17 protein-coding genes are annotated in these 22,642 nt (G+C 72.7%); 8 read left to right on the top strand and 9 right to left on the bottom strand.

Translation table 11 applies throughout. From position 1 onward, the window contains the following. From ACFWVP_RS34515 to ACFWVP_RS34490, 6 genes are all read right to left on the bottom strand, one after another. The coding region (locus ACFWVP_RS34515; protein ID WP_384502089.1) for a DEAD/DEAH box helicase at window positions 1-1,553 on the bottom strand (1,553 nt) is incomplete at its 3' end. 197 nt (window positions 1,554-1,750) lie between these two features. Then, window positions 1,751-1,954 carry a cold-shock protein gene (locus tag ACFWVP_RS34510; RefSeq protein ID WP_015607926.1) on the bottom strand — a complete coding sequence of 68 codons (204 nt, stop codon included), beginning with the start codon at window positions 1,952-1,954 and terminating at the stop codon, window positions 1,751-1,753. Between the two features lie 493 nt (window positions 1,955-2,447). Further along, complete coding sequence (locus ACFWVP_RS34505; protein ID WP_384502087.1) at window positions 2,448-3,083, bottom strand: TetR/AcrR family transcriptional regulator; 636 nt, start codon at window positions 3,081-3,083, stop codon at window positions 2,448-2,450. Between the two features lie 191 nt (window positions 3,084-3,274). Beyond that, entirely contained in the window at window positions 3,275-3,775 is a 501-nt protein-coding gene (locus ACFWVP_RS34500) for a pyridoxamine 5'-phosphate oxidase family protein (protein ID WP_384502085.1), read from the bottom strand. Window positions 3,776-4,244: 469 nt separating this feature from the next. After that, window positions 4,245-4,811 carry a HutD family protein gene (locus ACFWVP_RS34495; protein ID WP_384502083.1) on the bottom strand — a complete coding sequence of 189 codons (567 nt, stop codon included), beginning with the start codon at window positions 4,809-4,811 and terminating at the stop codon, window positions 4,245-4,247. Next, window positions 4,808-5,551 carry a VWA domain-containing protein gene (locus tag ACFWVP_RS34490; RefSeq protein ID WP_384502082.1) on the bottom strand — a complete coding sequence of 248 codons (744 nt, stop codon included), beginning with the start codon at window positions 5,549-5,551 and terminating at the stop codon, window positions 4,808-4,810. The genes ACFWVP_RS34495 and ACFWVP_RS34490 overlap by 4 nt, the downstream gene beginning before the upstream one ends. Before the next feature lie 165 nt (window positions 5,552-5,716). Between ACFWVP_RS34490 and ACFWVP_RS34485 the strand changes: the two genes are divergently transcribed. After that, window positions 5,717-6,631, top strand: coding sequence for a rhomboid family intramembrane serine protease (locus tag ACFWVP_RS34485; RefSeq protein ID WP_384502080.1), 915 nt, complete (start codon window positions 5,717-5,719; stop codon window positions 6,629-6,631). Between the two features lie 173 nt (window positions 6,632-6,804). Here ACFWVP_RS34485 and ACFWVP_RS34480 read toward each other — a convergent pair whose 3' ends face one another. The 3 genes from ACFWVP_RS34480 to ACFWVP_RS34470 all read right to left on the bottom strand — a co-directional run bounded on the left by ACFWVP_RS34480 (window position 6,805) and on the right by ACFWVP_RS34470 (window position 13,936). Further along, window positions 6,805-8,265, bottom strand: a complete 1,461-nt coding sequence (locus ACFWVP_RS34480; protein ID WP_384502079.1) for a glutamate synthase subunit beta — start codon at window positions 8,263-8,265, stop codon at window positions 6,805-6,807. Further along, window positions 8,258-12,817, bottom strand: a complete 4,560-nt coding sequence (gene gltB, locus ACFWVP_RS34475) for a glutamate synthase large subunit (RefSeq protein ID WP_384502077.1) — start codon at window positions 12,815-12,817, stop codon at window positions 8,258-8,260. The genes ACFWVP_RS34480 and gltB overlap by 8 nt, the downstream gene beginning before the upstream one ends. A gap of 384 nt (window positions 12,818-13,201) precedes the next feature. Beyond that, complete coding sequence (locus ACFWVP_RS34470; protein WP_384502075.1) at window positions 13,202-13,936, bottom strand: VIT1/CCC1 transporter family protein; 735 nt, start codon at window positions 13,934-13,936, stop codon at window positions 13,202-13,204. 247 nt (window positions 13,937-14,183) lie between these two features. Here ACFWVP_RS34470 and ACFWVP_RS34465 point away from each other — a divergent pair, with 247 nt between their 5' ends. The 7 genes from ACFWVP_RS34465 to ACFWVP_RS34435 all read left to right on the top strand — a co-directional run bounded on the left by ACFWVP_RS34465 (window position 14,184) and on the right by ACFWVP_RS34435 (window position 22,084). Further along, the gene (locus tag ACFWVP_RS34465) at window positions 14,184-15,302 is read left to right on the top strand and encodes an ADP-ribosylglycohydrolase family protein (protein WP_384502092.1); all 1,119 of its coding nucleotides are present in this window, start codon (window positions 14,184-14,186) and stop codon (window positions 15,300-15,302) included. A 140-nt stretch (window positions 15,303-15,442) separates the two neighbouring features. Then, window positions 15,443-16,699: an ADP-ribosylglycohydrolase family protein gene (locus ACFWVP_RS34460; RefSeq protein WP_384502091.1), complete on the top strand. Its 1,257-nt coding sequence runs from the start codon at window positions 15,443-15,445 to the stop codon at window positions 16,697-16,699. Further along, window positions 16,635-17,828: an ADP-ribosylglycohydrolase family protein gene (locus ACFWVP_RS34455; RefSeq protein WP_384502073.1), complete on the top strand. Its 1,194-nt coding sequence runs from the start codon at window positions 16,635-16,637 to the stop codon at window positions 17,826-17,828. Before ACFWVP_RS34460 ends, ACFWVP_RS34455 begins: the two co-directional genes overlap by 65 nt. Beyond that, entirely contained in the window at window positions 17,825-19,192 is a 1,368-nt protein-coding gene (locus tag ACFWVP_RS34450; protein WP_384502071.1) for an ADP-ribosylglycohydrolase family protein, read from the top strand. The genes ACFWVP_RS34455 and ACFWVP_RS34450 overlap by 4 nt, the downstream gene beginning before the upstream one ends. Further along, window positions 19,189-20,073, top strand: a complete 885-nt coding sequence (gene rbsK, locus ACFWVP_RS34445) for a ribokinase (protein WP_384502069.1) — start codon at window positions 19,189-19,191, stop codon at window positions 20,071-20,073. The genes ACFWVP_RS34450 and rbsK overlap by 4 nt, the downstream gene beginning before the upstream one ends. Beyond that, window positions 20,070-21,266 (top strand): CaiB/BaiF CoA transferase family protein, encoded by a 1,197-nt coding sequence (locus ACFWVP_RS34440; protein WP_384502067.1) that lies wholly within the window; start codon window positions 20,070-20,072, stop codon window positions 21,264-21,266. The genes rbsK and ACFWVP_RS34440 overlap by 4 nt, the downstream gene beginning before the upstream one ends. Next, the gene (locus ACFWVP_RS34435) at window positions 21,263-22,084 is read left to right on the top strand and encodes an HpcH/HpaI aldolase/citrate lyase family protein (RefSeq protein ID WP_384502065.1); all 822 of its coding nucleotides are present in this window, start codon (window positions 21,263-21,265) and stop codon (window positions 22,082-22,084) included. Before ACFWVP_RS34440 ends, ACFWVP_RS34435 begins: the two co-directional genes overlap by 4 nt. Window positions 22,085-22,642: the final 558 nt, after the last annotated feature.

Genomic DNA, 22,642 nt, shown 5'->3' with positions numbered 1-22,642 from the left:
GCACCACCACGTGCGCCACCGCCGCCCGCGCCACCGCGCGCCGCACCGCCGCCGCCCTGCGCGGCACCCGTGGCCGCGCCCGTACCACCGCGACGGCCGCGGCCCCGGCTGCCCGAGCGGACGACCCCGCCCGCCGCCGAGCCCGAGCCGGTGCCGCGCGTACGCGGCTTGGGCTGTGTCGGCTGCGGCACCTCGATGACGATCGCGACGCCGGACGGCTCACGGGCACCCGTGATCCGGCTGAGCTCCTCGTCGCTGGACTTGATCCGCGTGGTGTGGGGCGCGATACCCGCGTCCGACATCAGCCGGGTCATGTCCCGCTTCTCCTCGGGCAGCACCAGCGTGACGACGCTGCCGGACTCCCCGGCGCGCGCCGTGCGCCCGCCGCGGTGGAGGTAGTCCTTGTGATCGGTCGGCGGGTCCACGTTGACGACCAGGTCCAGGTCGTCGATGTGGATGCCGCGGGCCGCCACGTTCGTCGCGACGAGCGCGGTGACCTGGCCGTTCTTGAACTGGTCGAGCGTCCGGTTGCGCTGCGGCTGGGACCGGCCGCCGTGCAGGGCCGCGGCCCGTACACCGCTGGCGAGGAGCCGCTTGGCGAAGCGGTCGGCGGCACGCTTGGTGTCGACGAACATGATGACCCGGCCCTCACGGGCGGCGATCTTCGTGGCGACGGCCTTCTTGTCCGTCTCGTCCAGGACGTGGAGCACGTGGTGCTCCATCGTGGTGACCGCACCGGCGGACGGGTCGACGGAGTGCACGACCGGGTCGGTGAGGAACATCTTGACCAGCCGGTCGATGTTCTTGTCCAGGGTCGCGGAGAACAGCATCCGCTGTCCGTCCGGCTCGACCTGCTTGAGCAGCGCGACGACCTGCGGCATGAAGCCCATGTCGGCCATCTGGTCGGCCTCGTCGAGGACGGTGATGGCGACCTCGTCGAGACGGCAGTCGCCGCGCTCGATGAGGTCCTTGAGCCGTCCCGGCGTGGCGACGAGCACCTCGGCGCCACGGCGCAGCGCGCCGGACTGCCGGCTGATCGACATGCCGCCGACGACCGTGGTCACGCGGAGGTTCACGGACGTCGCGTACGGGGTCAGCGCGTCGGTCACCTGCTGGGCGAGCTCACGGGTCGGGACGAGGACGAGGGCCAGCGGGGCGTGCGGCTCGGAGCGGCGTCCGGCGGTACGCGCGAGCAGGGCCAGGCCGAAGGCCAGGGTCTTCCCGGAGCCGGTACGGCCGCGGCCGAGGATGTCCCGGCCTGCCAGCGAGTTCGGCAGGGTGGCGCCCTGGATGGGGAACGGGTCGGTCACACCCTGGGCGGCGAGGGTCTTCAGCAGCGCGGCGGGCATGTCCAGCTCGGCGAACGCCTCGACGGCGGGCAGTGCGGGGGTCATGCTCTCCGGCAGGGCGAATTCGCCGCCCTGTGCCGGTGCGGGCCTGCGACGGGCCGGCGCCTTGCCGGCGCCTCGGGTGTTCGCCTGCGGCCTGTCCGTACCGCGCCCCTTTATCGGGCGGCTGCGGGTGGGTCGGTCCTGGCGTTCGGAGCGGGTCATACGGAATTGCCCTCCTGGGGGATTCCTGGGGTTACTGCCGACTGCTGTGGACTGCTTGATGTGCGCCCCAGGATGCAAGCACAGAGCAGGTGTCCCGGACACGGAGCGGACCGGGGACGGTATGAGCCGGAAACAGCACAAACCGGGGCCCGCACCTTCACGGTGCGGGCCCCGGTTGCGAGGTACGCGTCCGGCAATTAGGCCGGGACGATGTTCTCCGCCTGCGGGCCCTTCTGGCCCTGCGTGACGTCGAAGGAGACCTTCTGGCCCTCCTGGAGCTCACGGAAGCCCTGGGTGGCGATGTTCGAGTAGTGGGCGAAGACGTCGGCGCCGCCGCCGTCCTGCTCGATGAAGCCGAAGCCCTTTTCCGAGTTGAACCACTTCACGGTTCCAGTAGCCATGTCATTCTCCTAAAAGAGGTGCAGTGCCGGAAATCCGCACTTTACGGATTCCAAGTCGCCGCATTGAGCCCCATCCGGAGAAAGCCGGAAAACAATAAAGCGCCTGAGGAGGGTTCCCGTCAGGCGCACATAAAGTTCATGGGTACCAAAACTGCAACTGGGCAACCGTAGCACGTTCTGTCGCCGGGCGGCAGGTCCCGCCGGCCCGCCGCGTGGAAGGGTTCGCTGACCAGGGCGGTCTTCGGGGCCGTCGGCGGAGGGTTCCGGAATCGTTCCCCGACGCTTCCCGCACTGTTCTCCCAAGGGTCGTGAGCCCTCCGACAGGAAAACGGAACCCCCGGGTCCACGGGTCCGGCCGACCGGAGGGACATTCACCCGAATGCCACGTCCGCGCGTTCCGGACGGGAGCGCGCCGGGCGGACCGACTCATGAGGTTCCCGGTGCGCGTTGCTCCGGTCGGGTGCCTTCGGACCGGAGCCCGCGGGCGTAATTATCATGTACGCGACGTGATGCCGTTCTTTATCAGGGAGAGGCACCGGCGGGCCAGCTCCTCGGGGTCCTGGTCGGCGCCGGGCCGGTACCAGGAGGCCGCGCCCCAGACGGCGTCCCGCAGGAGACGGGCCGTGATCGGCACGTCCAGATCCGCGCGGAAGGAGCCGTCGGCGACGCCCCGCTCCAGCGCGTGCAGCCAGGGTTCCTCGAGGGCCGCCCGCGCGTCGGCCAGGTATGCGAAGCCGGGCCGGGCGGAGAGGTGCTCGGCCTCCTTCCGGTAGATGGCGGCGGCGGCACGGTTCCGGTCGATCTGCCGGAACGATGCGGTGACCAGCGCCTCGATCGTCCCGCCGGGGCCGGGACCCGGGTCGATGCCGGGGCCCGTGCCGGGGCCGAGCGCCTTGTCGTACGCGGCCCGAAGCCCGGCCAGGAAGGTGGAGAGGATCTCGTCCACCATCGATTCCTTCGAATCGAAGTGGTGGTAGAGGCTGCCGGCGAGCATCCCGGCCTCGTCCGCGATCCTGCGGACGGTGGTGGCGTCGTATCCGTGTGCGGCGAAGACCTCTGCGGCGATGGAGAGCAGTTCGCCGCGGCGCTCCGGTGAGGAGTGCGCCGGGGACTTCTTCTTGTTGGGCACCCGCCCATTGTCCGTCCGACCGGCCCGGAGCCGGCCGGACGCCTCACACCGGCCGGACGGAGGCCTCGCACCGGCGAGCTGTCGGTTCAGGTCACGCCGGGCCGCTGCTTCAGGTCACGCCGGGCCGCTGCTTCAGGTCACGCCGGGCCCGTGGTTCAGGTCATGCCCGGGACGCGAGCCGACGGCTCGGCTCACACCTCGCGGGGCGGGCCGTCGTCGTTGCCCCTGCGCAGCGTCCGCAGCGGAGCACCGGCCCGCCAGACCTGGACGACGAGGTCGTCCCCGTCGATCCCGGTGCGGACCACCTCGTCGGGTTCGGCGCGGAAGAGGAGGAAGGGTTGTGGCGGCGTCACCGCCTCGACGAAGCGGGCGAGCACGGCCGGGTCGGTGATCTCCACCGCGCGGCCGGAGATCCGGACGTCGCCGTCGGCCATCTCCGCGTCGGGTCCCGGGTTGGCCTGGACGGCGAAGCGGGGGTCGCGCCGCAGGTCCAGTGCCTTGCGGGAGTTCGGCATCATGCCGAGCCACATCTCGTCCAGCCGGAACTCCACCTCCAGCCCGGTGACCCGGGGCGAGCCGTCCTTGCGGAGGGTGGCCAGAACGTGGTGCCTGTACTGCTTGAAGCGCTTGCGGACGGTGTCGGCGAAGGCCGGTTCGGCCGTCTGGAAGTCCTGCCACGAACTCGATGTCATGGGTCCATCGAATCCCCTGATCCCGACATCCTCTGTCGGGATTCCCCGGAATCTCCGGACGTCACCGGAACGGATGCCGCCCCGGCGCGGTCGTGGTGTGCTGGAGGGCGTCGCCTCCCGGCGGCCGGGAGGGCTCCCGGGCCACCCGAGGTGAGTGAGACGGCGGTCTTCCCGAAGGCCGTACCGCCCGCCACCACGCCCGAGCAGTACGACGCGCTCGACGCGGAACTGCGGGCGCTCCTCGGTGACACGTATGCCGGATGCCTTTCGCACGTGCGTGCCGACCGATGCGGGCCTGGAGATCTACGGCCTCCGGGCCCCCGAGGAGGCCAGGGAGAAGTCCGGCGCGCTCAACATGGCCGATCCGCCGGGAAAAGCAGGGTCTGCCCGCGGCCTCCGGGCCCCCGGCCGTCTCCCTGGCACACCGCTACCGGGTGCCCGGCGTGTGACGGTCCTCCCGTGCGGCCGCTCACGCCCCGGGCAGGGTGACGACCACCGCGTAGCCGCACGTCCGCAGCACGCCCGGTGACCCGCCGACGGCCAGCACCGCGTCGTAGCGGGCCAGTTCGACGTCCGTGGTGCCCTCCAGCACCGCACCGTCCTCCAGCGCCACGGCCACGACCGCGCCGCCGTCGGGCGGGATCAGCCGGACGGTGCCGCGTACGACGGCGGTCGAGGCCGCGGGGCGGTCCCTGCGGTACATCACGTTGAGGTTGACGACCGGGCCGGCGAGGAGCCGGCCGTCGGCCGGCAGGTCGCCGGGGAAGTCGTGGGGCCACAACGGCTCGTCGACGATGTGGTGCTCGCCGCCGACCACGAGGTCCATGCCCTCGCCCTCGACGACGGTCAGGGTGCGGTCCAGGCCGGGGAAGAGCGAGAAGGGGCCGTCGTGGGACACCTCCGCCAGGCTGATCCGCCAGGCGGCGGTGCCGGCCGTCGCGTCCTCGGGGGCGGCCGCGATCTGCCGGGTCACTCCCCCGCCGTTGTGCCAGGGCACGGGCGTGCGATCGGCCGCCCGCAGGACGCGCAGGGTCATCGGACGACCCCTTGGGCGCGGGCCTGGGTGAGCCAGCGCGGGAACTCGGCGACCAGCCGGTCGTACAGCTCGGAGTCCGGGACGGCCCTGGGGTCGGCTCCGGCGTGGAAGAAGCCCGCGTTGTCGAGGGGGCGCCGCTCGGGTACGGCCAGTTCGTCGAGCTTGCGCAGGAAGTCGAACTGCGAGCTCCGCTTGTCGCCGAAGCCGACGAACTGCCAGAACAGCGGCAGTTTCGCCGCCTTGCAGAGGTAGCGTTCCGCCGCGTGCTTGCTGATCGGTCCGCCGTCCGTCTGGAAGACGACGAGGGCGGGCGCGGTGGAGCCGCTGTCGAGGTAGTGGTCGATGACGGCGTCCATGGCCAGGTGGTAGCTGGTCTTCCCCATGTGTCCGAGACCCGCCACGATCGCGTCGATCCGGCCTTCGTGGTCGTCCAGCGCCATGTCGGTGACCGCGTCGACGTCCGTGGAGAAGAACACGACGGGCACCCGGCCGTCGTCGTCGAGGTGGGCGGACAGGCCGAGCACCCGGTCGGCCAGCGCCTGGACGCTGCCGTCCCGGTAGTACTCCCTCATCGAGCCGGAGTGGTCGAGCACCAGGTAGACGGCGGCGCGCAGGCCGCTCGCCCCGTGCTTGTCCAGTGACACCCGTGCGCTCTCGTACGGGCCGGCCAGTGCCGGTGCCCGCTCCCGCACCTTGCTCAGGCTGATGGCCGGGCCCGGGGCGATGGACGAGTCGGCCATGTCGGCCTCCGATCAGGGGATTCCGGCTGCCGCGGCTCCGGCGGCGGGGCCTTCGAGACTACGGGCCCGCCGACCCAGGTGTGCCCGCCGCCCCCGGCGTTCGCTATCTTGAGCGCCGCCGCCCCAGCGGCCCCTCCGCTCCGTAAACGAATGAAGGAGTCGGCCATGGAGGCCGCCGCCACCACGTGTTACCGCCACCCGTCCTACGAGACGTATGTGCGCTGCACGCGCTGCGACCGGTACATCTGCCCCGACTGCATGCGTGAGGCCGCCGTCGGTCATCACTGCGTGGAGTGCGTGAAGGAGGGGCAGCGTTCGGTCCGCCGGGCCCGCTCGCTGTTCGGCGGCGCGGTGCCGACGGCCACGACGCCGGGGGTGACGTACACGCTGATGGTGCTGAACGTCCTCGCGTACGCCGTCGAGGTGGTCCGCTCCGAGACCGTGGACCGGTTCGGGATGCTGGGTGCGGTGCTGGTCGATCCGGAGGGCGGACAGTACTACTACAGGGGCGGGGACGTTCCCGGCTTCGACCTGATCGGGGTGGCCGACGGCGAGTGGTACCGGCTGCTGACGGGGGCCTTCCTGCATCTGCCCCCGGACGCGTCGTTCGGTGTGATGCACCTGGTCTTCAACATGTTCGCGCTCTGGAATCTGGGCCGGGTCGTCGAGGGACAGCTCGGCCGGGTGCGGTACCTGGCGCTGTACCTGCTGTCGGCGGTGGGCGGTTCGGTGCTGGTGTACCTGGTCTCGCCGGAGACGACGGCGGTGGGTGCCTCGGGCGCGATCTTCGGTCTGGCGGCCTCCTTCTACGTCATCAACCGCCGCCTGGGCCGGGACATGCGGCCGGTCAACCGCTTCATGGCGGGGTTCCTGCTGTGGATGGTCGTCTCCGCCGCGTTCACCTCGTGGGAGGGCCACCTCGGCGGTCTCCTGGCCGGTGCCCTGGTGACGTACGGGCTCGCCTACGCCCCGGCGAAGCTGCGGACCTCCGGGGCCCAGCTGGCCGGCGGGGTGGTCCTGGTCGGGCTGCTGGCGCTGGTGGTGGCCCTGCGGACGGCCTCGCTGACCGGCGCCGCCTGACGGCCCGTCGCGGTACGGCTCCGCCCCCTCCGGGGCGGGGCGGCCGGGCGTACGCCGGCGGAGGGAACCGGCCCCGGACGCGTCACAGCGCCCGCCATGGTCCGGTCGGGGACGAGGCGGGCGCCGTGTTCAGTTCCGTACGCCGTTGTACGGGACGTCTGGGTGTGCCGTGATCAGACCGTCAGTGAACGGTCCGTCGGGCGGATCGGGGCCGGCAGTGCGCTGGCCCCGGTGAGGAAGCGGTCCACGCCGCGTGCCGCGGAGCGGCCCTCGGCGATCGCCCACACGATCAGGGACTGGCCGCGGCCGGCGTCACCGGCGACGTACACGCCGTCGACGTTGGTCGCGTAGTCCTCGTCGCGCGCGATGTTGCCGCGCTCGTCGAGGCCGAGGCCGAACTGCTGGACGAGGCCGTTGGCCTGGTCGGTGCCGGTGAAGCCCATGGCCAGGGTGACGAGCTGGGCCGGGAGGACGCGCTCGGTGCCGGCCTTCTGCTCCAGCTTGCCGTCCTTGAACTCCACCTCGATGAGGTGGAGGGACTGGACGTTGCCGTCCTCGTCGCCCTCGAAGTGGGTGGTGGAGACGGAGTAGACCCGCTCGCCGCCCTCCTCGTGCGCGGAGGTGACCTTGTAGAGCATGGGGAAGGTCGGCCAGGGCTGGTTGGCGTTACGGTCCTCGCCGGGCCGCGGCATGATCTCCAGCTGGGTGACGGAGGCCGCGCCCTGCCGGTGGGCGGTGCCGACGCAGTCGGCACCGGTGTCGCCGCCGCCGATGACGACGACGTGCTTGCCCTCGGCGGTGATCGGGGTGACCGTCAGGTCGCCCTCCTGCACCTTGTTGGCGAGCGGGAGGTACTCCATCGCGAAGTGCACGCCGTTCAGCTCACGGCCCGGGACGGGCAGATCGCGGGAGACGGTGGCACCGGCGGCGATGACGATCGAGTCGTAGCGGCGGCGCAGCTTCGCGGCGTCGATGTCCCGGCCGATCTCGATCTCCGTGCGGAACTTGGTGCCCTCCGCGCGCATCTGCTCGATGCGGCGGTTGATGTGCGACTTCTCCATCTTGAACTCGGGGATGCCGTAGCGCAGCAGGCCGCCGATGCGGTCGGCGCGCTCGTAGACGACGACCGTGTGGCCGGCCCGGGTGAGCTGCTGGGCGGCGGCCAGACCGGCCGGGCCGGAGCCGATGACGGCGACGGTCTTGCCGGAGAGGCGCTCGGGCGGCTGCGGGGTGACGTCCCCGCTGTCCCAGGCCTTGTCGATGATGGAGACTTCGACGTTCTTGATGGTGACGGCCGGCTGGTTGATGCCGAGCACGCACGCCGACTCGCAGGGAGCGGGACACAGCCGCCCGGTGAACTCCGGGAAGTTGTTCGTGGCGTGCAGGCGCTCGGACGCCGCCGACCAGTCCTCGCGGTAGGCGTAGTCGTTCCACTCGGGGATGAGGTTTCCGAGGGGACAGCCGTTGTGGCAGAACGGGATGCCGCAGTCCATGCAGCGGCCGGCCTGCTTGCTGATGATCGGGAGCAGCGAGCCCGGAACGTAGACCTCGTTCCAGTCCTTGACGCGCTCGCCGACGGGGCGGGTCTCGGCGACCTCGCGGCCGGTGGTCAGGAAGCCCTTGGGGTCAGCCATTGGTCGCCGCCTCCATCATCTTCTCGGTGGTCTCCTGCTCGGAGAGACCGGCGAGCTCAGCGGCGTCCTTGGCGGCGAGCACTGCCTTGTAGGTGGACGGGATGATCTTGCTGAACCGGGCCACCGCGGTGTCCCAGTCGGCAAGCAGCTTCTCGGCGACCGTGGACGCGGTCTCCTCCTGGTGGCGGCGCACCACGGCGTGCAGCCACTGCTTGTCGGTGTCGTCGAGCGTGCAGACGGCGCCGAGGTTGCCGGTGTTGACGTTGTCGGGGTCCAGGTCGATGACGTACGCGACACCGCCCGACATGCCTGCCGCGAAGTTGCGGCCGGTCTCGCCGAGTACGACGGCGTGGCCGCCGGTCATGTACTCGCAGCCGTGGTCGCCCACGCCCTCGGAGACGACGGTCGCACCGGAGTTGCGGACGCAGAAGCGTTCGCCGGTCCGGCCGCGGAGGAAGAGTTCGCCGCCGGTCGCACCGTAGGCGATGGTGTTGCCCGCGATGGTGGAGTACTCGGCGAGGTGGTCGGCGCCGCGGTCCGGGCGGACGACGACGCGGCCGCCGGAGAGGCCCTTGCCGACGTAGTCGTTGGCGTCGCCCTCCAGGCGCAGGGTCACACCGCGCGGGACGAACGCTCCGAAGGACTGGCCGGCGGAGCCCGTGAAGGTGATGTCGATGGTGTCGTCGGGCAGGCCCGCACCACCGAACTTCTTGGTCACCTCGTGGCCGAGCATGGTGCCGACGGTGCGGTTGATGTTGCGGATCGCGATCTGCGCGCGGACCGGCTGGGCGGCCTCGGCGCTGTCGGCGCCCAGGGCGTCGGCGGCGAGCTTGATCAGCTGGTTGTCGAGTGCCTTGGCCAGGCCGTGGTCCTGCTCGGCGATCTGGTGGCGCACCGCGCCCTCGGGCAGCTCGGGCACGTAGAAGAGGGGCGCCAGGTCGAGGCCCTGTGCCTTCCAGTGCGTGACGGCCCGGTCGGTGTCGAGGAGTTCGGCGTGGCCGACGGCCTCCTCGATCGTGCGGAAGCCGAGCTCGGCGAGGATCTCGCGGACCTCTTCGGCGATGAACTCGAAGAAGTTGACGATGTATTCGGCCTTGCCGGAGAACCGGTCGCGCAGGACGGGGTTCTGGGTGGCGATGCCGACGGGGCAGGTGTCGAGGTGGCAGACGCGCATCATGACGCAGCCGGAGACGACGAGGGGCGCGGTCGCGAAACCGAACTCCTCGGCGCCGAGGAGTGCGGCGATGACGACGTCGCGGCCGGTCTTGAGCTGGCCGTCGGTCTGGACGACGATGCGGTCGCGCAGGCCGTTGAGCAGCAGGGTCTGCTGGGTCTCGGCGAGGCCGAGCTCCCAGGGGCCGCCCGCGTGCTTGAGCGAGGTGAGCGGGGATGCGCCCGTGCCGCCGTCGTGGCCGGAGATGAGGACGACGTCCGCGTGGGCCTTGGACACACCGGCCGCGACCGTGCCGACGCCTACCTCGGAGACCAGCTTCACGTGGATGCGGGCTGCCGGGTTGGCGTTCTTGAGGTCGTGGATCAGCTGGGCCAGGTCCTCGATGGAGTAGATGTCGTGGTGCGGCGGGGGCGAGATCAGGCCGACACCGGGGGTGGAGTGCCGGGTCTTGGCGACCCACGGGTAGACCTTGTGGCCGGGCAGCTGGCCGCCCTCGCCGGGCTTGGCGCCCTGCGCCATCTTGATCTGGATGTCGTCCGCGTTGACCAGGTATTCGCTGGTCACGCCGAAGCGGCCGGAGGCGACCTGCTTGATGGACGAGCGGCGTGCCGGGTCGTACAGCCGGTCCGCGTCCTCGCCGCCCTCACCGGTGTTGGACTTGCCGCCCAGCTGGTTCATGGCGATGGCGAGGGTCTCGTGCGCCTCCTGGGAGATGGAGCCGTACGACATGGCGCCGGTGGAGAAGCGCTTGACGATGTCGGAGACGGACTCGACCTCGTCGATGGAGACCGGCTCGCGGCCCGACTGGAAGCCGAAGAGGCCGCGGAGTGTCATGAGGCGCTCGGACTGCTCGTTGACCCGGCCGGTGTACTTCTTGAAGATGTCGTACCGGCGGTTGCGGGTGGCGTGCTGGAGGCGGAAGACCGTCTCCGGGTCGAACAGGTGCGGCTCGCCCTCGCGGCGCCACTGGTACTCGCCGCCGATCTCCAGTGCGCGGTGCGACGCGGAGATGCCGGAGACGGGGTAGGCCTTGGCGTGCCGGGCGGCGACCTCCTTGGCGACGATGCCGAGTCCGGCGCCGCCGATCTTGGTGGCGGTGCCGTTGAAGTACCGCGCGACGAAGGCCTCGTCCAGGCCGACGGCCTCGAAGACCTGGGCGCCCCGGTAGGAGGCGACGGTCGAGATGCCCATCTTGGACATGACCTTCAGGACGCCCTTGCCGAGGGCGTAGATCAGGTTGCGGATGGCCTGCTCGGCCTCGATGCCCTCGATGAACGTACCGGCGCGGACGAGGTCCTCGACGGACTCCATCGCGAGGTACGGGTTGACCGCGGCGGCGCCGTAGCCGATCAGCAGGGCGACGTGGTGGACCTCGCGCACGTCACCGGCCTCGACCAGCAGGCCCACCTGGGTGCGCTGCTTGGTGCGGATGAGGTGGTGGTGGACGGCCGAGGTGAGCAGCAGCGAGGGGATCGGTGCGTGCTCGGCGTCGGAGTGCCGGTCGGACAGGACGATCAGGCGGGCGCCGTCCTCTATGGCGGCGTCGACCTCGGTGCAGATCTCCTCGATCCGGGCGGCGAGGGAGTCGCCGCCGCCGCTGACCCGGTAGAGGCCGGCCAGGGTGGCGGCCTTCATGCCCGGCATGTCGCCGTCGGCGTTGATGTGTATGAGCTTGGCCAGCTCGTCGTTGTCGATCACCGGGAAGGGCAGCGTGACGCTGCGACACGCCGCGGCGGTCGGCTCCAGGAGGTTGCCGGCGGGACCGAGCGTGGAGCGCAGCGAGGTGACCAGCTCCTCGCGGATGGCGTCCAGCGGCGGGTTGGTGACCTGGGCGAACAGCTGGGTGAAGTAGTCGAAGAGCAGCCGGGGGCGCTCGGAGAGCGCGGCGATCGGCGAGTCCGTGCCCATGGAGCCGAGCGGTTCGCCGGCGGTGCGGGCCATCGGGGCGAGGAGGACGCGGAGCTCTTCCTCGGTGTAGCCGAAGGTCTGCTGGCGGCGGGTGACCGAGGCGTGGGTGTGGACGATGTGCTCGCGCTCGGGGAGGTCCTCGAGCTGGATCTCGCCGGTTTCCAGCCACTCTGCGTAGGGCTGCTCGGCGGCGAGGGACGCCTTGATCTCGTCGTCCTCGATGATGCGGCGCTCGGCGGTGTCGACGAGGAACATCTTGCCGGGCTGGAGGCGGCCCTTGCGGACGACCTTGGCGGGGTCGATGTCCAGGACGCCGACCTCGGAGGAGAGGACGACGAGGCCGTCGTCGGTGACCCAGTAGCGGCCGGGGCGCAGGCCGTTGCGGTCGAGGACCGCGCCGACCTGGGTGCCGTCGGTGAAGGTGACGCAGGCCGGGCCGTCCCAGGGCTCCATCAGTGTGGAGTGGTACTGGTAGAACGCGCGCCGTGCGGGCTCCATGGAGGCGTGGTTCTCCCACGCCTCGGGGACCATCATCAGCACCGAGTGCGGCAGCGAGCGTCCGCCGAGGTGGAGCAGCTCCAGGACCTCGTCGAAGGAGGCCGAGTCGGAGGCGTCCGGGGTGCAGACGGGGAAGATCCGGTCGAGCTGCGCGGCGCCGAAGAGGCTGGAGGCGAGCTGGGACTCGCGGGCCTTCATCCAGTTGCGGTTGCCCTTGACCGTGTTGATCTCGCCGTTGTGCGCGACGAAGCGGTACGGGTGTGCGAGCGGCCAGCTCGGGAAGGTGTTGGTGGAGAAGCGGGAGTGGACCAGGGCGACGGTGGTGGCGAAACGGCGGTCGGAGAGGTCCGGGAAGAACGGCTCCAGCTGCCCGGTGGTGAGCATGCCCTTGTAGACGATCGTGCGTGCGGAGAGCGAGGGGAAGTACACCCCGGCCTCACGCTCGGCGCGCTTGCGCAGCACGAAGGCCTTGCGGTCGAGGACGACACCGGTGCTGGTGCCGTCGGCGACGATCAGCTGGCGGAACTCGGGCATCGTGGCGCGGGCGCCGTTGCCGAGGAGGTCCGGGGTGACCGGGACCTCGCGCCAGCCGAGGACGTCGAGGCCCTCTTCGACGGCGATCTTCTCGATCTGCTGGACGGACTCGGCGGAGTCCTCCGCGGGCAGGAACGCGATTCCGACGGCGTAGGAGCCCGCCTCGGGGAGGTCGAAGGTGACCTCGTCGCGGAGGAAGGCATCCGGGACCTGAAGCAGGATGCCGGCGCCGTCACCCGAGTCGGGCTCGGATCCTGTGGCGCCGCGGTGTTCGAGGTTGCGCAGTACGGTCAGCGCCTGCTCGACCAGCTCATGGCTGGCCACACCGGTCAGAGTGGCCACGAACCCGACGCCACAGGCGTCGTGCTCGTTACGGGGGTCGTACATCCCCTGCTGGGCGGGGCGACCGTCCATGGGCGACCAGGCGTCGGAACGCATCGGCTCTCCCGTCGTCGTCGTGGCATGTGCTGTGCCGAGGGACGACGTTGGCCCTCTGCGAAATTTCGTGCAGGTTACATGATGGAACGCTTCTCAAAAAGCGAATAGGCCGTTCCAACATGCGGACACCACTCGGTCGTGGTGGAGGTGGGTCACGATCGGGCGGATCCTTGTGGATCACCGCCCGGGGGGACCGGAGAGCACAGGCGTCGTTGCCCGCGGTGTCTACGGCTCTTGCCCTGCGGTCATGGAATCGAAACCGCCGGGTAACGGCTACTTATGTGTAGCGCTGCATAGGATCTCATTTTAGGGCCGCACTGCCCCATCCGCCCAGTGACGGGCGCCAAGACGTACGTCACACCGGTGCAACGTCCGCGGACGCTCTCAGCTTCCCACCGCCACGCCGAACAGGCTGCCCAGACCGTATGTGATCGCGGCGGCGGCCCCGCCGAGCAGGAGCTGGCGCAGTCCGCTGAACCACCAGCTGCGCGCCGTCACCCTGGCCACCACCGCGCCGCAGCCGAACAGCCCGAGCAGGGCCAGCAGCACGGCGGGCCACAGCGCGGTGGCGCCGAGCAGGAACGGGAGCACGGGCAGCAGGGCGCCCAGCGCGAAGGCGCCGAAGGAGGACACGGCCGCGACGAGCGGGGAGGGCAGGTCGCCCGGGTCGATGCCGAGCTCCTCGCGGGCGTGGATCTCCAGCGCCTGCTCCGGGTCCCTGGACAGCTGGCGCGCGACCTCCTGGGCGAGCGCGGGTTCGACGCCCCGGGACTCGTAGAGCGCGGCGAGCTCCCGCATCTCGTCCTTGGGGTGTCTGCTCAGCTCACGGCGCTCCACGTCGAGCTCGGCCTCGACGAGCTCGCGCTGCGAGGCGACGGAGGTGTATTCTCCGGCCGCCATCGAGAACGCGCCCGCGGCCAGACCGGCGAGGCCCGTGATGACGAGTGTCTGCTGGGAGACGGCTCCACCGGCGACCCCGGTCATCAGGGCGAGGTTCGAGACGAGGCCGTCCATGGCGCCGAACACCGCGGGCCGCAGCCAGCCGCCGTTCACGTCGCGGTGGGTGTGGTTGTCCCGGTGCGCCTCGTGCAGTACGGCGTCGGTCTCGATGATGGACACAGCTCTCCCCTTCTCCGGAAGCGGGCTCCCCGCTTTCCGGCCCCCGCTCGACACGATCGAAAGTACGCACGAAAAAGCCCTCCCGCCAGCAAGGAAGGCCGTACTTACCCGCCTCGGGGGCCTCCTTCGCGGCATCATCCGTGTGGCCCTTTTGTTGCCGTGATCCGGCTCGTGGGGGCCTTCGCGTGGCACAGATCGCTCTGCCGGTGTCTGCCGGGACGAGCGAAGGGTCGACGCGATGGAGCTGATGGCGGACGGTGCGGCGGGGCCGCTGCCGGGCGCGGGGGCCGGCAGTACGGGTGACCGGGCCCGGGGGGCGCTGCTGGGGCTCGCGGTGGGGGACGCGCTCGGTGCCCCGGCGGAGAACATGCGGCCCTCGGAGATCCGCCGCCGCTGGGGCCGGATCGAGGGTTTCGTCAGCGACGACCCGGCCGGCACGGACGACACCGAGTACGCGATCTTCTCCGGGCTGCTGCTGGCACGGCACGGTTCGGCGCTGACCGTCCCGCACGTCGAGCGGGCGTGGCACCACTGGATCGCCGACCTCGACGAGGGCCCGTTCCGCGGCGCGGGGTTCAGCGAGCGCGGCACGCTGGAGAATCTGCGGCGGGGTCTGGCCGCCCCCATCTCGGCGCAGCACCGGCACGCGTGGAGCGACGGTCTCGCGATGCGGGCGGCGCCGTTCGGCGTCTTCGCGGCGGGGCGGCCCGCGGAGGCGGCCCGGCTGGTGGCGGTGGACGGCCGGGTCAGCCATGAGGGGGAGGGCATCTACGGCGGGCAGGCGGTCGCGGCGGGGGTGGCCGCGGCGATGGTGGGAGCCGGGCTCGCCTCCGTGATCGCCGCCGCGCTCTCGGTCGTGCCGATGGACTCCTGGACGGCCCGTTCGCTGCGGCGCGCGGTGACCGCCGCGCAGCGGCCGTACCCGGACCGGCTGACGAGGGAACGCGCGGTGCGCTCCGCGGTGGTGATCGGCGGGTATCCGTGGACGGACCTGGCCCCGGAGGCGGTGGGCCTGGCCTTCGGCGCGTTCACGGCCGCGCGCGGAGACTTCCGTACGGCGGTGCTGACGGCCGTGAACATGGGCCGGGACGCCGACACGACGGCCGCGGTGGCCGGGGCGCTGGCCGGTGCCCTGCACGGGGAGTCGGCGATCCCGCGGGACTGGGCGTCGGCGATCGGCCCGGTGCGGGGCAGCTGCCTGCCCTCGATGCGGGGCTATCACGTCCTGGACATCGCGGAGCTGCTGACCCCGGACGACGCGGACGACACCCCGGCCGGCCCGGACCGCCCCGCCGAACCCCCGCCGCCGGACGCCCCGGGCTCCCCGTGGGACGGCGCGGCGACCTGCCACGGAGCCACCCGGTGACCGCCGTGCACGGGGGCGGGGCCGCCTCCCCCGCCCCGAAGAACCCGTCCCACGCACCGGGCCCCGGGCAGGACACCGCCGCGACGGACCCCCTCCAGGGCGCCGCCGCACCGGGTCCGTCCCCCCGGGTCGCCATCCACATCACCGCCGGACCGGCCGACCGCCCCCGCACCGGCGGGCCGGCCGCGCGGGCGCCGGGCCGGCAGGCCCGGATCGAGGGGCTGCTGCTCGGGCTGGCGGCCGGGGACGCCGCCGGGTGGCCCGCCGCGCGGCACCGGGCGGCGCGGATGCCCGAGTGGACCCGGCGGCTCACCCGGGAGCTGGACACCTTCGCCGAGCAGAACGCGACGACCACGCTGCCGGTGCCCATCGCCCTCAACCAGCCGCCCGAACCGCTCCGGCTCGGCCCCTCCGACGACGCCGAGTGGGCCGCGTTCACCGCCCGGACCGTGCTGGCCGCCGCCGCGGACCACGCACCCGGCCTCTCCCCCGGCCACCGGATGCGGGACGCGATCGACCGGTCGTGGAACGCGCTGGCCGCGAAGGTGGCCGCGGCCAGCGCGCGGGCGCCGGAGGTCGAGTCCGCCGTCCTCCCGCTCCGGGCCCGGATCTCCGTACGGGCCGGGCTGGGGAATCTCGCGGCCGGGCTGCGCCCGCCCGCCACCGGCCACGACAACCCGCACTACTTCGACGACGCGGCCTGCGTCAGGGCCGCCGTGCTCGCGATCGTGCACCCCGGTGATCCGGCCGCCGCCGCCGAACTCGCCGAGTTCGACGCCCGGTACACGCAGGACGGCGACGGGGTGCACGGCGCCCGTGCCGTCGCCGCCGCGATCGCCGAGGCCCTGGCCGGTGCGGACGTCGACACCGTGGTGAACGCGGCGCTCGACCGGCTCCCCGAGGGCACCGAGATCGCCCGCAACGCCGTCCACGCCGTGCGGCTGGCACGGGAGTTCGCGGGCGAGGCGGCGGGCGCCTTCGCCCTCGTCCCCGTGCTGGAACACCAGATCGTCGACCATGTGTACAGCTACGGGATCGCCGCGGCCGAGACCGTGCCGGTCGCCCTGGCCCTGACCACCGCCGCCCGGGGGGAGATCGCCCAGGCCGTGCCCGCCGCGGCCTGTCTGTCCCGGGTCGCCGACTCCGCGCCCGCGCTCGCCGGGGCGCTGACCGGTGCGCTGGGCGGGATCGCCACCGTGCCCGCGGGCTGGCGCGAGGCCTGCCGCACGCTGGCCGGGTGCGCGCTGCCCCGGCTCGCCGGTACGGATCTCATCGAACTCGCCGGGCTGCTGGCAGCCACGGAACCAGTCACCCCGGGTGGACAATTCCGGCATGACACCCAAAACATCCGTACCGCTCGCGGCAGGCACGACCCCCACGACGCTCACCCTGGATGAGCGGATCACCGGTGCGCTCGTCGGGGCGGCCGTCGGTGACGCCCTCGGCGGTCCCGTCGAGGGCTGGACCCCGGAGCAGATCTCCGAACGCCACGGCGGCCGCGTGACCGGGATCGTCGGTCCCTGGCACGGCGACGACTGGCGCACCGCACGCCTCATCGCCCCGTACCACAAGGGCGACGGGCACGTCACCGACGACACCCTGATGACCCATGCGCTGATCCGGGTGTACGAGGTGGTGCGCGGCCATCTCGACGCGTACGCCGTCGCCGACCACCTCGTACCGGATCTGATGTCCCGTCCCCGCTGGATCCCGGAGCTGGAGGCCGAGGCGCTCCCCCTGCAGCGGATCTTCCTCGCCGAGAAGTGGATCGTCACCCGGCTGCACTACGGGCACGCCGACCCGCGCGAGGCAGGCTCCGGGAACATCGTCAACTGCGGGGCGGCGATGTACATGGCCCCGGTCGGGCTCGTGAACGCGGCCCATCCGGAGGCCGCGTACGCGGAGGCGCTGGACGTGGCGGGTGCCCATCAGTCCTCGTACGGGCGGGAGGCGGCCGCGGTCCTCGCCGCGGCCGTCGCCGCCGCCTGCGTCCCGGGCGCCACGCCCGGCTCCGTCGTCTCGGCCGCCCTGGCGCTCGCCAAGGACGGCACCCGGTCGGCGATCGAGGCGGTGTGCGAAGTGGCCTCCCGGTACACCGACTACGAGTCCGCGCTGGCGCCGGTCCGCGCCGCGGTGGCCCCGTTCGACACGGTGGGCCCGCACTACCGCGACCCCTCGCTCGGCGCCCGGCGGCCCTCCCGGCTGCACTCGATCGAGGAACTGCCGGTCGCGCTCGGGATGCTGCTCGTCGGCGGCGGCGACTTCCGGCACACGGTGCTCGGCTCGGTCAACTACGGCCGTGACTGCGACTCGATCGCGACGATGAGCGGCGCGCTCGCGGGCGCGCTCCACGGCGAGCCGGCGATCCCCGAAGCCTGGGTGAAGACGGTCGCCGAGGCCAGCCGCCTCGATCTGCACGCCCCGGCACGGGCCCTGACGGAGGTCGCCCGCGAGGTCTTCGTACGGGACACCGCCCGCCGCCGGGCCCACGAAGCGGCGTTCACGACGCTGGCCGGCCCCCGATGACCGTACGGCTGACGTGGGTCCAGCCCGAGGACCTGGTGGGGCACGAGCTGCGCCAGGCCGCGCAGGACGGCCGGGACGCCGGGGACATCGAGCGGAGCTGGTACGCGGCCGGCGGCTCCCCGGCACCGGAGCGTGCGGGGGCCTCGGACTCCCCCGCGCCCGCCGGGCTGCGGGCGCTCGCCGAGCGGCTGCTCGACGAACTCGCCGTGCTGGAAAGCCCGTTGGCGGAGTACGAGCCGACCGGACTGGCCGCGGTCCGGGCCGCCTGTCCGCGCTGGCCCGCTCCCCGGCCCCGCTCCACGGCCCTGGGTCCCGAACAGTTGCACGCGGCCTGGCTGGGCCGGGCGGCCGGCTGCCTGCTCGGCAAGCCCGTCGAGAAGCTGCCCCTGGCCGGCATCCGCGCCCTGGCCCGCGCCACCGGGAACTGGCCGCTCACCACCTGGTTCACCGCCCGCGGGCTGCCGGACGAACTGGCCGCGGCCCACCCCTGGAACCGGCGCTCGGCGGCCACCTCCCTCGCCGAGAACATCGACGGCATGCCGGAGGACGACGATCTCAACTTCCCCGTCCTCGGGGTGCTGTTGCTCCAGCGGCACGGCCGCGGCTTCACCACGGCCGACCTCGCCCGGCTCTGGCTGGACGAGCTCCCGGCGGGCCGCGTCTTCACCGCCGAACGCGTCGCGTACCGCAATCTGCTCGACGGCCTCGAACCACCGGACACCGCCCGCCGGCGCAACCCGTTCCGGGAGTGGATCGGCGCCCAGATCCGGGCCGACGTACACGGCTGGACCCACCCCGGCGACCCGGGGGCCGCCGCCGAGCAGGCGCACCGGGACGCGGTGCTCACCCACACCGCCAACGGGGTGTACGGAGCGATGTTCGTCGCCGCGGCGCTCGCCGAGGCGGCCGGCGGCGAGACGGATGTCCACGGCTGCCTGGCGGCCGGACTGCGCGTGGTGCCGCCCCGCTCCCGCTACGCGCACGCGGTGCGCCTCGGGATCGCGACGGCCCGCGCCGAACCGGACTTCGACACGGTCGTGAACCGGCTGCACAGCGCCTACGCCGCCACCCACCACTGGGTGCACGTCCTGCCCAACGCGGCGTTGCTGGCCGCCGCCCTCACCCACGCGGACGGCGACTTCGGCGGTTCCGTCTGCCGCGCGGTGTCCGGCGGCTGGGACACCGACTCGAACGGCGCGACGGCCGGTTCGCTCGCGGGCCTGCTGGCCGGCCGGCCCGCCGCACTGCCCGACCGGTGGACGGCCCCGCTCAAGAACCGGCTCGCCACGTCCGTTTCCGGCTTCGGCTCCATCGGCTTCGACACCCTCGCCGAACTGACCTATCAGGAGGTACGCCGCCCATGACAGCGATCGCCGTACTCGGCAGCACCAACATGGATCTGGTCGCCTACACCGCCCGGGCACCCGGGCGCGGGGAGACCGTCACCGGACGGGAGTTCCGGACCGTACCCGGCGGCAAGGGGGCCAACCAGGCCGTCGCCGCGGCCCGCGCGGGCGGGGAGGTGGTGATGATCGGCGCGGTCGGCACCGACGAGTACGGCTCCCGGCTGCGCGCGAATCTGGAACACGCGGGCGTGGACACGGATCTGCTCCACACCGTCGCCGGCCCGAGCGGTACGGCGCACATCGTCGTCGACGACGAGGGCTCCAACGCCATCGTCGTGATCCCCGGCGCCAACGCGACCGTCACCGCGCTCGGCCCGGGCGAGAACGCCGCCATCGCCGCGGCCGGTCTGCTGCTCCTCCAGCTGGAACTCCCGCTCTCCGTCGTGACGGAGGGGGCCCGGGCCGCGAGGGCCCGGGGTGTCCGGACGATCCTCACCCCCGCCCCCGTACAGCCGCTGCCCCCCGGACTCCTCGACGCCGTCGACCTGTTGGTCCCCAACGAGCACGAGGCCGCCGCGCTCTCCGGGTGCGCGGAACCGCGTGCGGCGGCGGAGGTCCTGCTCCGGCGGGTCCCGGAGGTCCTGATCACCCTCGGCGGGAAGGGATGCCTGTACGCGGCCCGGGGCGGCGAGACGATCCGCTTCCCGGCCCCCGAGGTCACGGCGGTCGACACGACCGGTGCCGGTGACACGTTCGTCGGCACGCTCGCCGTGGCGCTCGCCGAAGGCCGGGCGGTCCCGGAGGCGCTGGCCTGGGCGTCCTCGGCCGCCGCGCTCTGCGTGCAGAGACCCGGCGCCTCCACGTCGATGCCGTACCGAAGCGAGATCGATGCCGCATGAGTACGACGACCGCTCCCCTCGCCGGCCTGCGGGTCCTGGACCTCGCCACGCTGTTCGCCGGGCCGCTCGCGGCCACCATGCTCGGAGACTTCGGCGCCGAGGTCATCAAGGTCGAACATCCGCGCAGGCCCGATCCCTCGCGCGGGCACGGTCCCGCGAAGGACGGGGTCGGCCTGTGGTGGAAGCTGCTGGGCCGCAACAAACGCACCCTCACCCTCGACCTGTCCAGCCCCGGCGGGCGGGACGTGCTGCTGCGGCTCGCCTCGGACACCGATGTGATCATCGAGAACTTCCGGCCCGGGACGCTGGAGCGCTGGGGCGTGGGCTGGGAGGAGCTGCGTGCCGTCAACCCCCGGCTGGTGCTGGCCCGGGTCACGGGCTTCGGCCAGTTCGGCCCGTACGCGCACCGGCCCGGCTTCGGCACGCTCGCCGAGGCGATGAGCGGCTTCGCCGCCGTCACCGGGGAGCCGGAGGGGCCGCCGACCCTGCCGCCGTTCGGGCTCGCCGACTCGATCGCGGCGCTCGCCACGGCGTACGCGGTGATGACGGCCCTGGCCGGGCGGGACCTCACCGGGCAGGGGCAGGTGGTCGACCTGGCGATCATCGAGCCGATCCTGACGGTCCTGGGGCCGCAGCCGCTCTGGTACGACCAGCTCGGTTACGTCCAGCCACGCACCGGCAACCGCTCCCGCAACAACGCGCCGCGCAACACCTACCGGACCTCCGACGGCCACTGGGTAGCAGTCTCGACCTCGGCCCAGTCGGTCGCCGAGCGCGTCATGCGCCTGGTCGGGCGCCCGGACCTGATCGACGAACCGTGGTTCGCCGCCGGGACCACGCGCGCCGAGCACGCCGACGAACTCGACGACGCCGTGGGGCGCTGGATCGCCCGGCGCACCCGGGAGGAGGCCCTCTCGGCGTTCGAGAAGGCGGAGGCGGCCATCGCGCCGATCCACGACGTGCGGGACGTGATGGAGGACCCCCAGTACCGGGCACTGGGCACGATCACCGAGGTCGACGACCCCGAGCTGGGGCCGCTGCGGATGCAGAACGTGCTGTTCCGGCTCTCGGAGACACCGGGGGCGATCCGCTGGGCCGGCCGGCCGCACGGCGCGGACACGGACGAGATCCTGGCCGGACTCGGCCTGTCGGCGCCGAAGATCGCGGCACTGCGGGAGGAGGGGGCGCTGTGAGTGCCCCGGCGGTGGCACTGACCTGGCTGTACGTCCCCGGGGACCGGCCCGCGGTGGTCCGTAAGGCGCTCGGCTCCGGGGCGGACGTGGTGATCGTGGACCTGGAGGACGCGGTCGCGCCGGACCGCAAGGAGTACGCACGGACGGCGACCGTGGAGCTCCTCACGGATCCGGTCACGGCCGATCCACTGGCGGTGCCGGTCCATGTCCGGGTCCACGGCGAGGGCGACGTCAAGGCCCTGAAGGGGCTGCCAGGGCTGTCCGGGATGCGGCTCCCCAAGATCACCCATGCGGCGTCCGTGCACCATGTCGCGGCGTTGGCACCGGGGGTCGCGCTGTATCCGCTGCTGGAGTCGGCGTTGGCGATCGAGCACGCGTACTCGATCGCCGGTGCCCATCACGAGGTCCGGGGCATCGCGCTCGGCGAGGCGGACCTGCGGGCGGATCTGGGCGTACGGGACGACGCCGGGCTCGACTGGTCGCGCAGCCGCGTCGTGGTCGCCGCCCGGGCGGCCGGGCTCGACCCGCCCGTCATGTCGGTGTTCCCCGACGTCAAGGACCTGTCCGGGCTGCGCTCGTCGTGCGCGCACGGGCGGAGCCTTGGGCTGCTCGGCCGGGCGGCGATCCATCCCCGGCAGCTGCCGGTGATCGAGCGGGCGTTCCGGCCCACCGCCCAGGAGATCGAGGCTGCGGAACAGATCATGGAGGCGTCACGGACGGAGGCGGGAGCGCTCGCCCTCCCGGACGGAAGATTCGTCGACGCGGCGGTGGTGGCCACGGCACACCGCACCCTCACCCTGGCGGGACGCGTGGGGTGAGCGGGGCCGGGGCGCGGGGGAGCGGGCGGGCCGGGGGCCCAGGGCGCCCAGGGTGTGAGCGGTGCCCGGGCCGATCGGGGTGAACGGGCGGGTCCGGGCGCCCGGGGTGAACGGGGCGGCCAGGAACGCCCCGGGTGAACCGCGTCAACGCCCGCCCTGAAGGTGAGCGGGCGGCCCAGGCAGCCCGGGGTAAGCCGCGTCGGTCGCCTGCCCTGGGATGAGCGGGCCCTGGACACCCGGCGCGAGCCGCGTCGGCGGTGACGCCCGGGGCAGTCCCCGGAGCGGCGATGCCCTCGGGTGAGCCATCCGGCGGGATATCCGTGGCCGGTCCTGCTGGGCGGGCGCGCCGGAGCCGGCCTGGGTGCGCAGCCCCCGGGCCAGGGGTCGGACCTGGGGGGCGCAGCCCCCGGCCCGGGGTCGGTCCTGCCCGACGCGCCCCCTGGCGGCGACCCCGGAGGCCCCTCGGTCGTGGCGCACGCACCGGGCCCGGGGGGGGGGGGGGGGCGGGCGGGGCCCGGGGGGGGGTGGTAGAAAAAAAAAAGCAGGCACCGCGCAAGA

It is taken from the genome of Streptomyces sp. NPDC058637, from assembly GCF_042717325.1.
In the GTDB taxonomy this organism is placed as follows: domain Bacteria; phylum Actinomycetota; class Actinomycetes; order Streptomycetales; family Streptomycetaceae; genus Streptomyces.
Note: the sequence above shows the minus strand (reverse complement) of the source record. Positions and strands in the feature narration are given on the sequence as shown.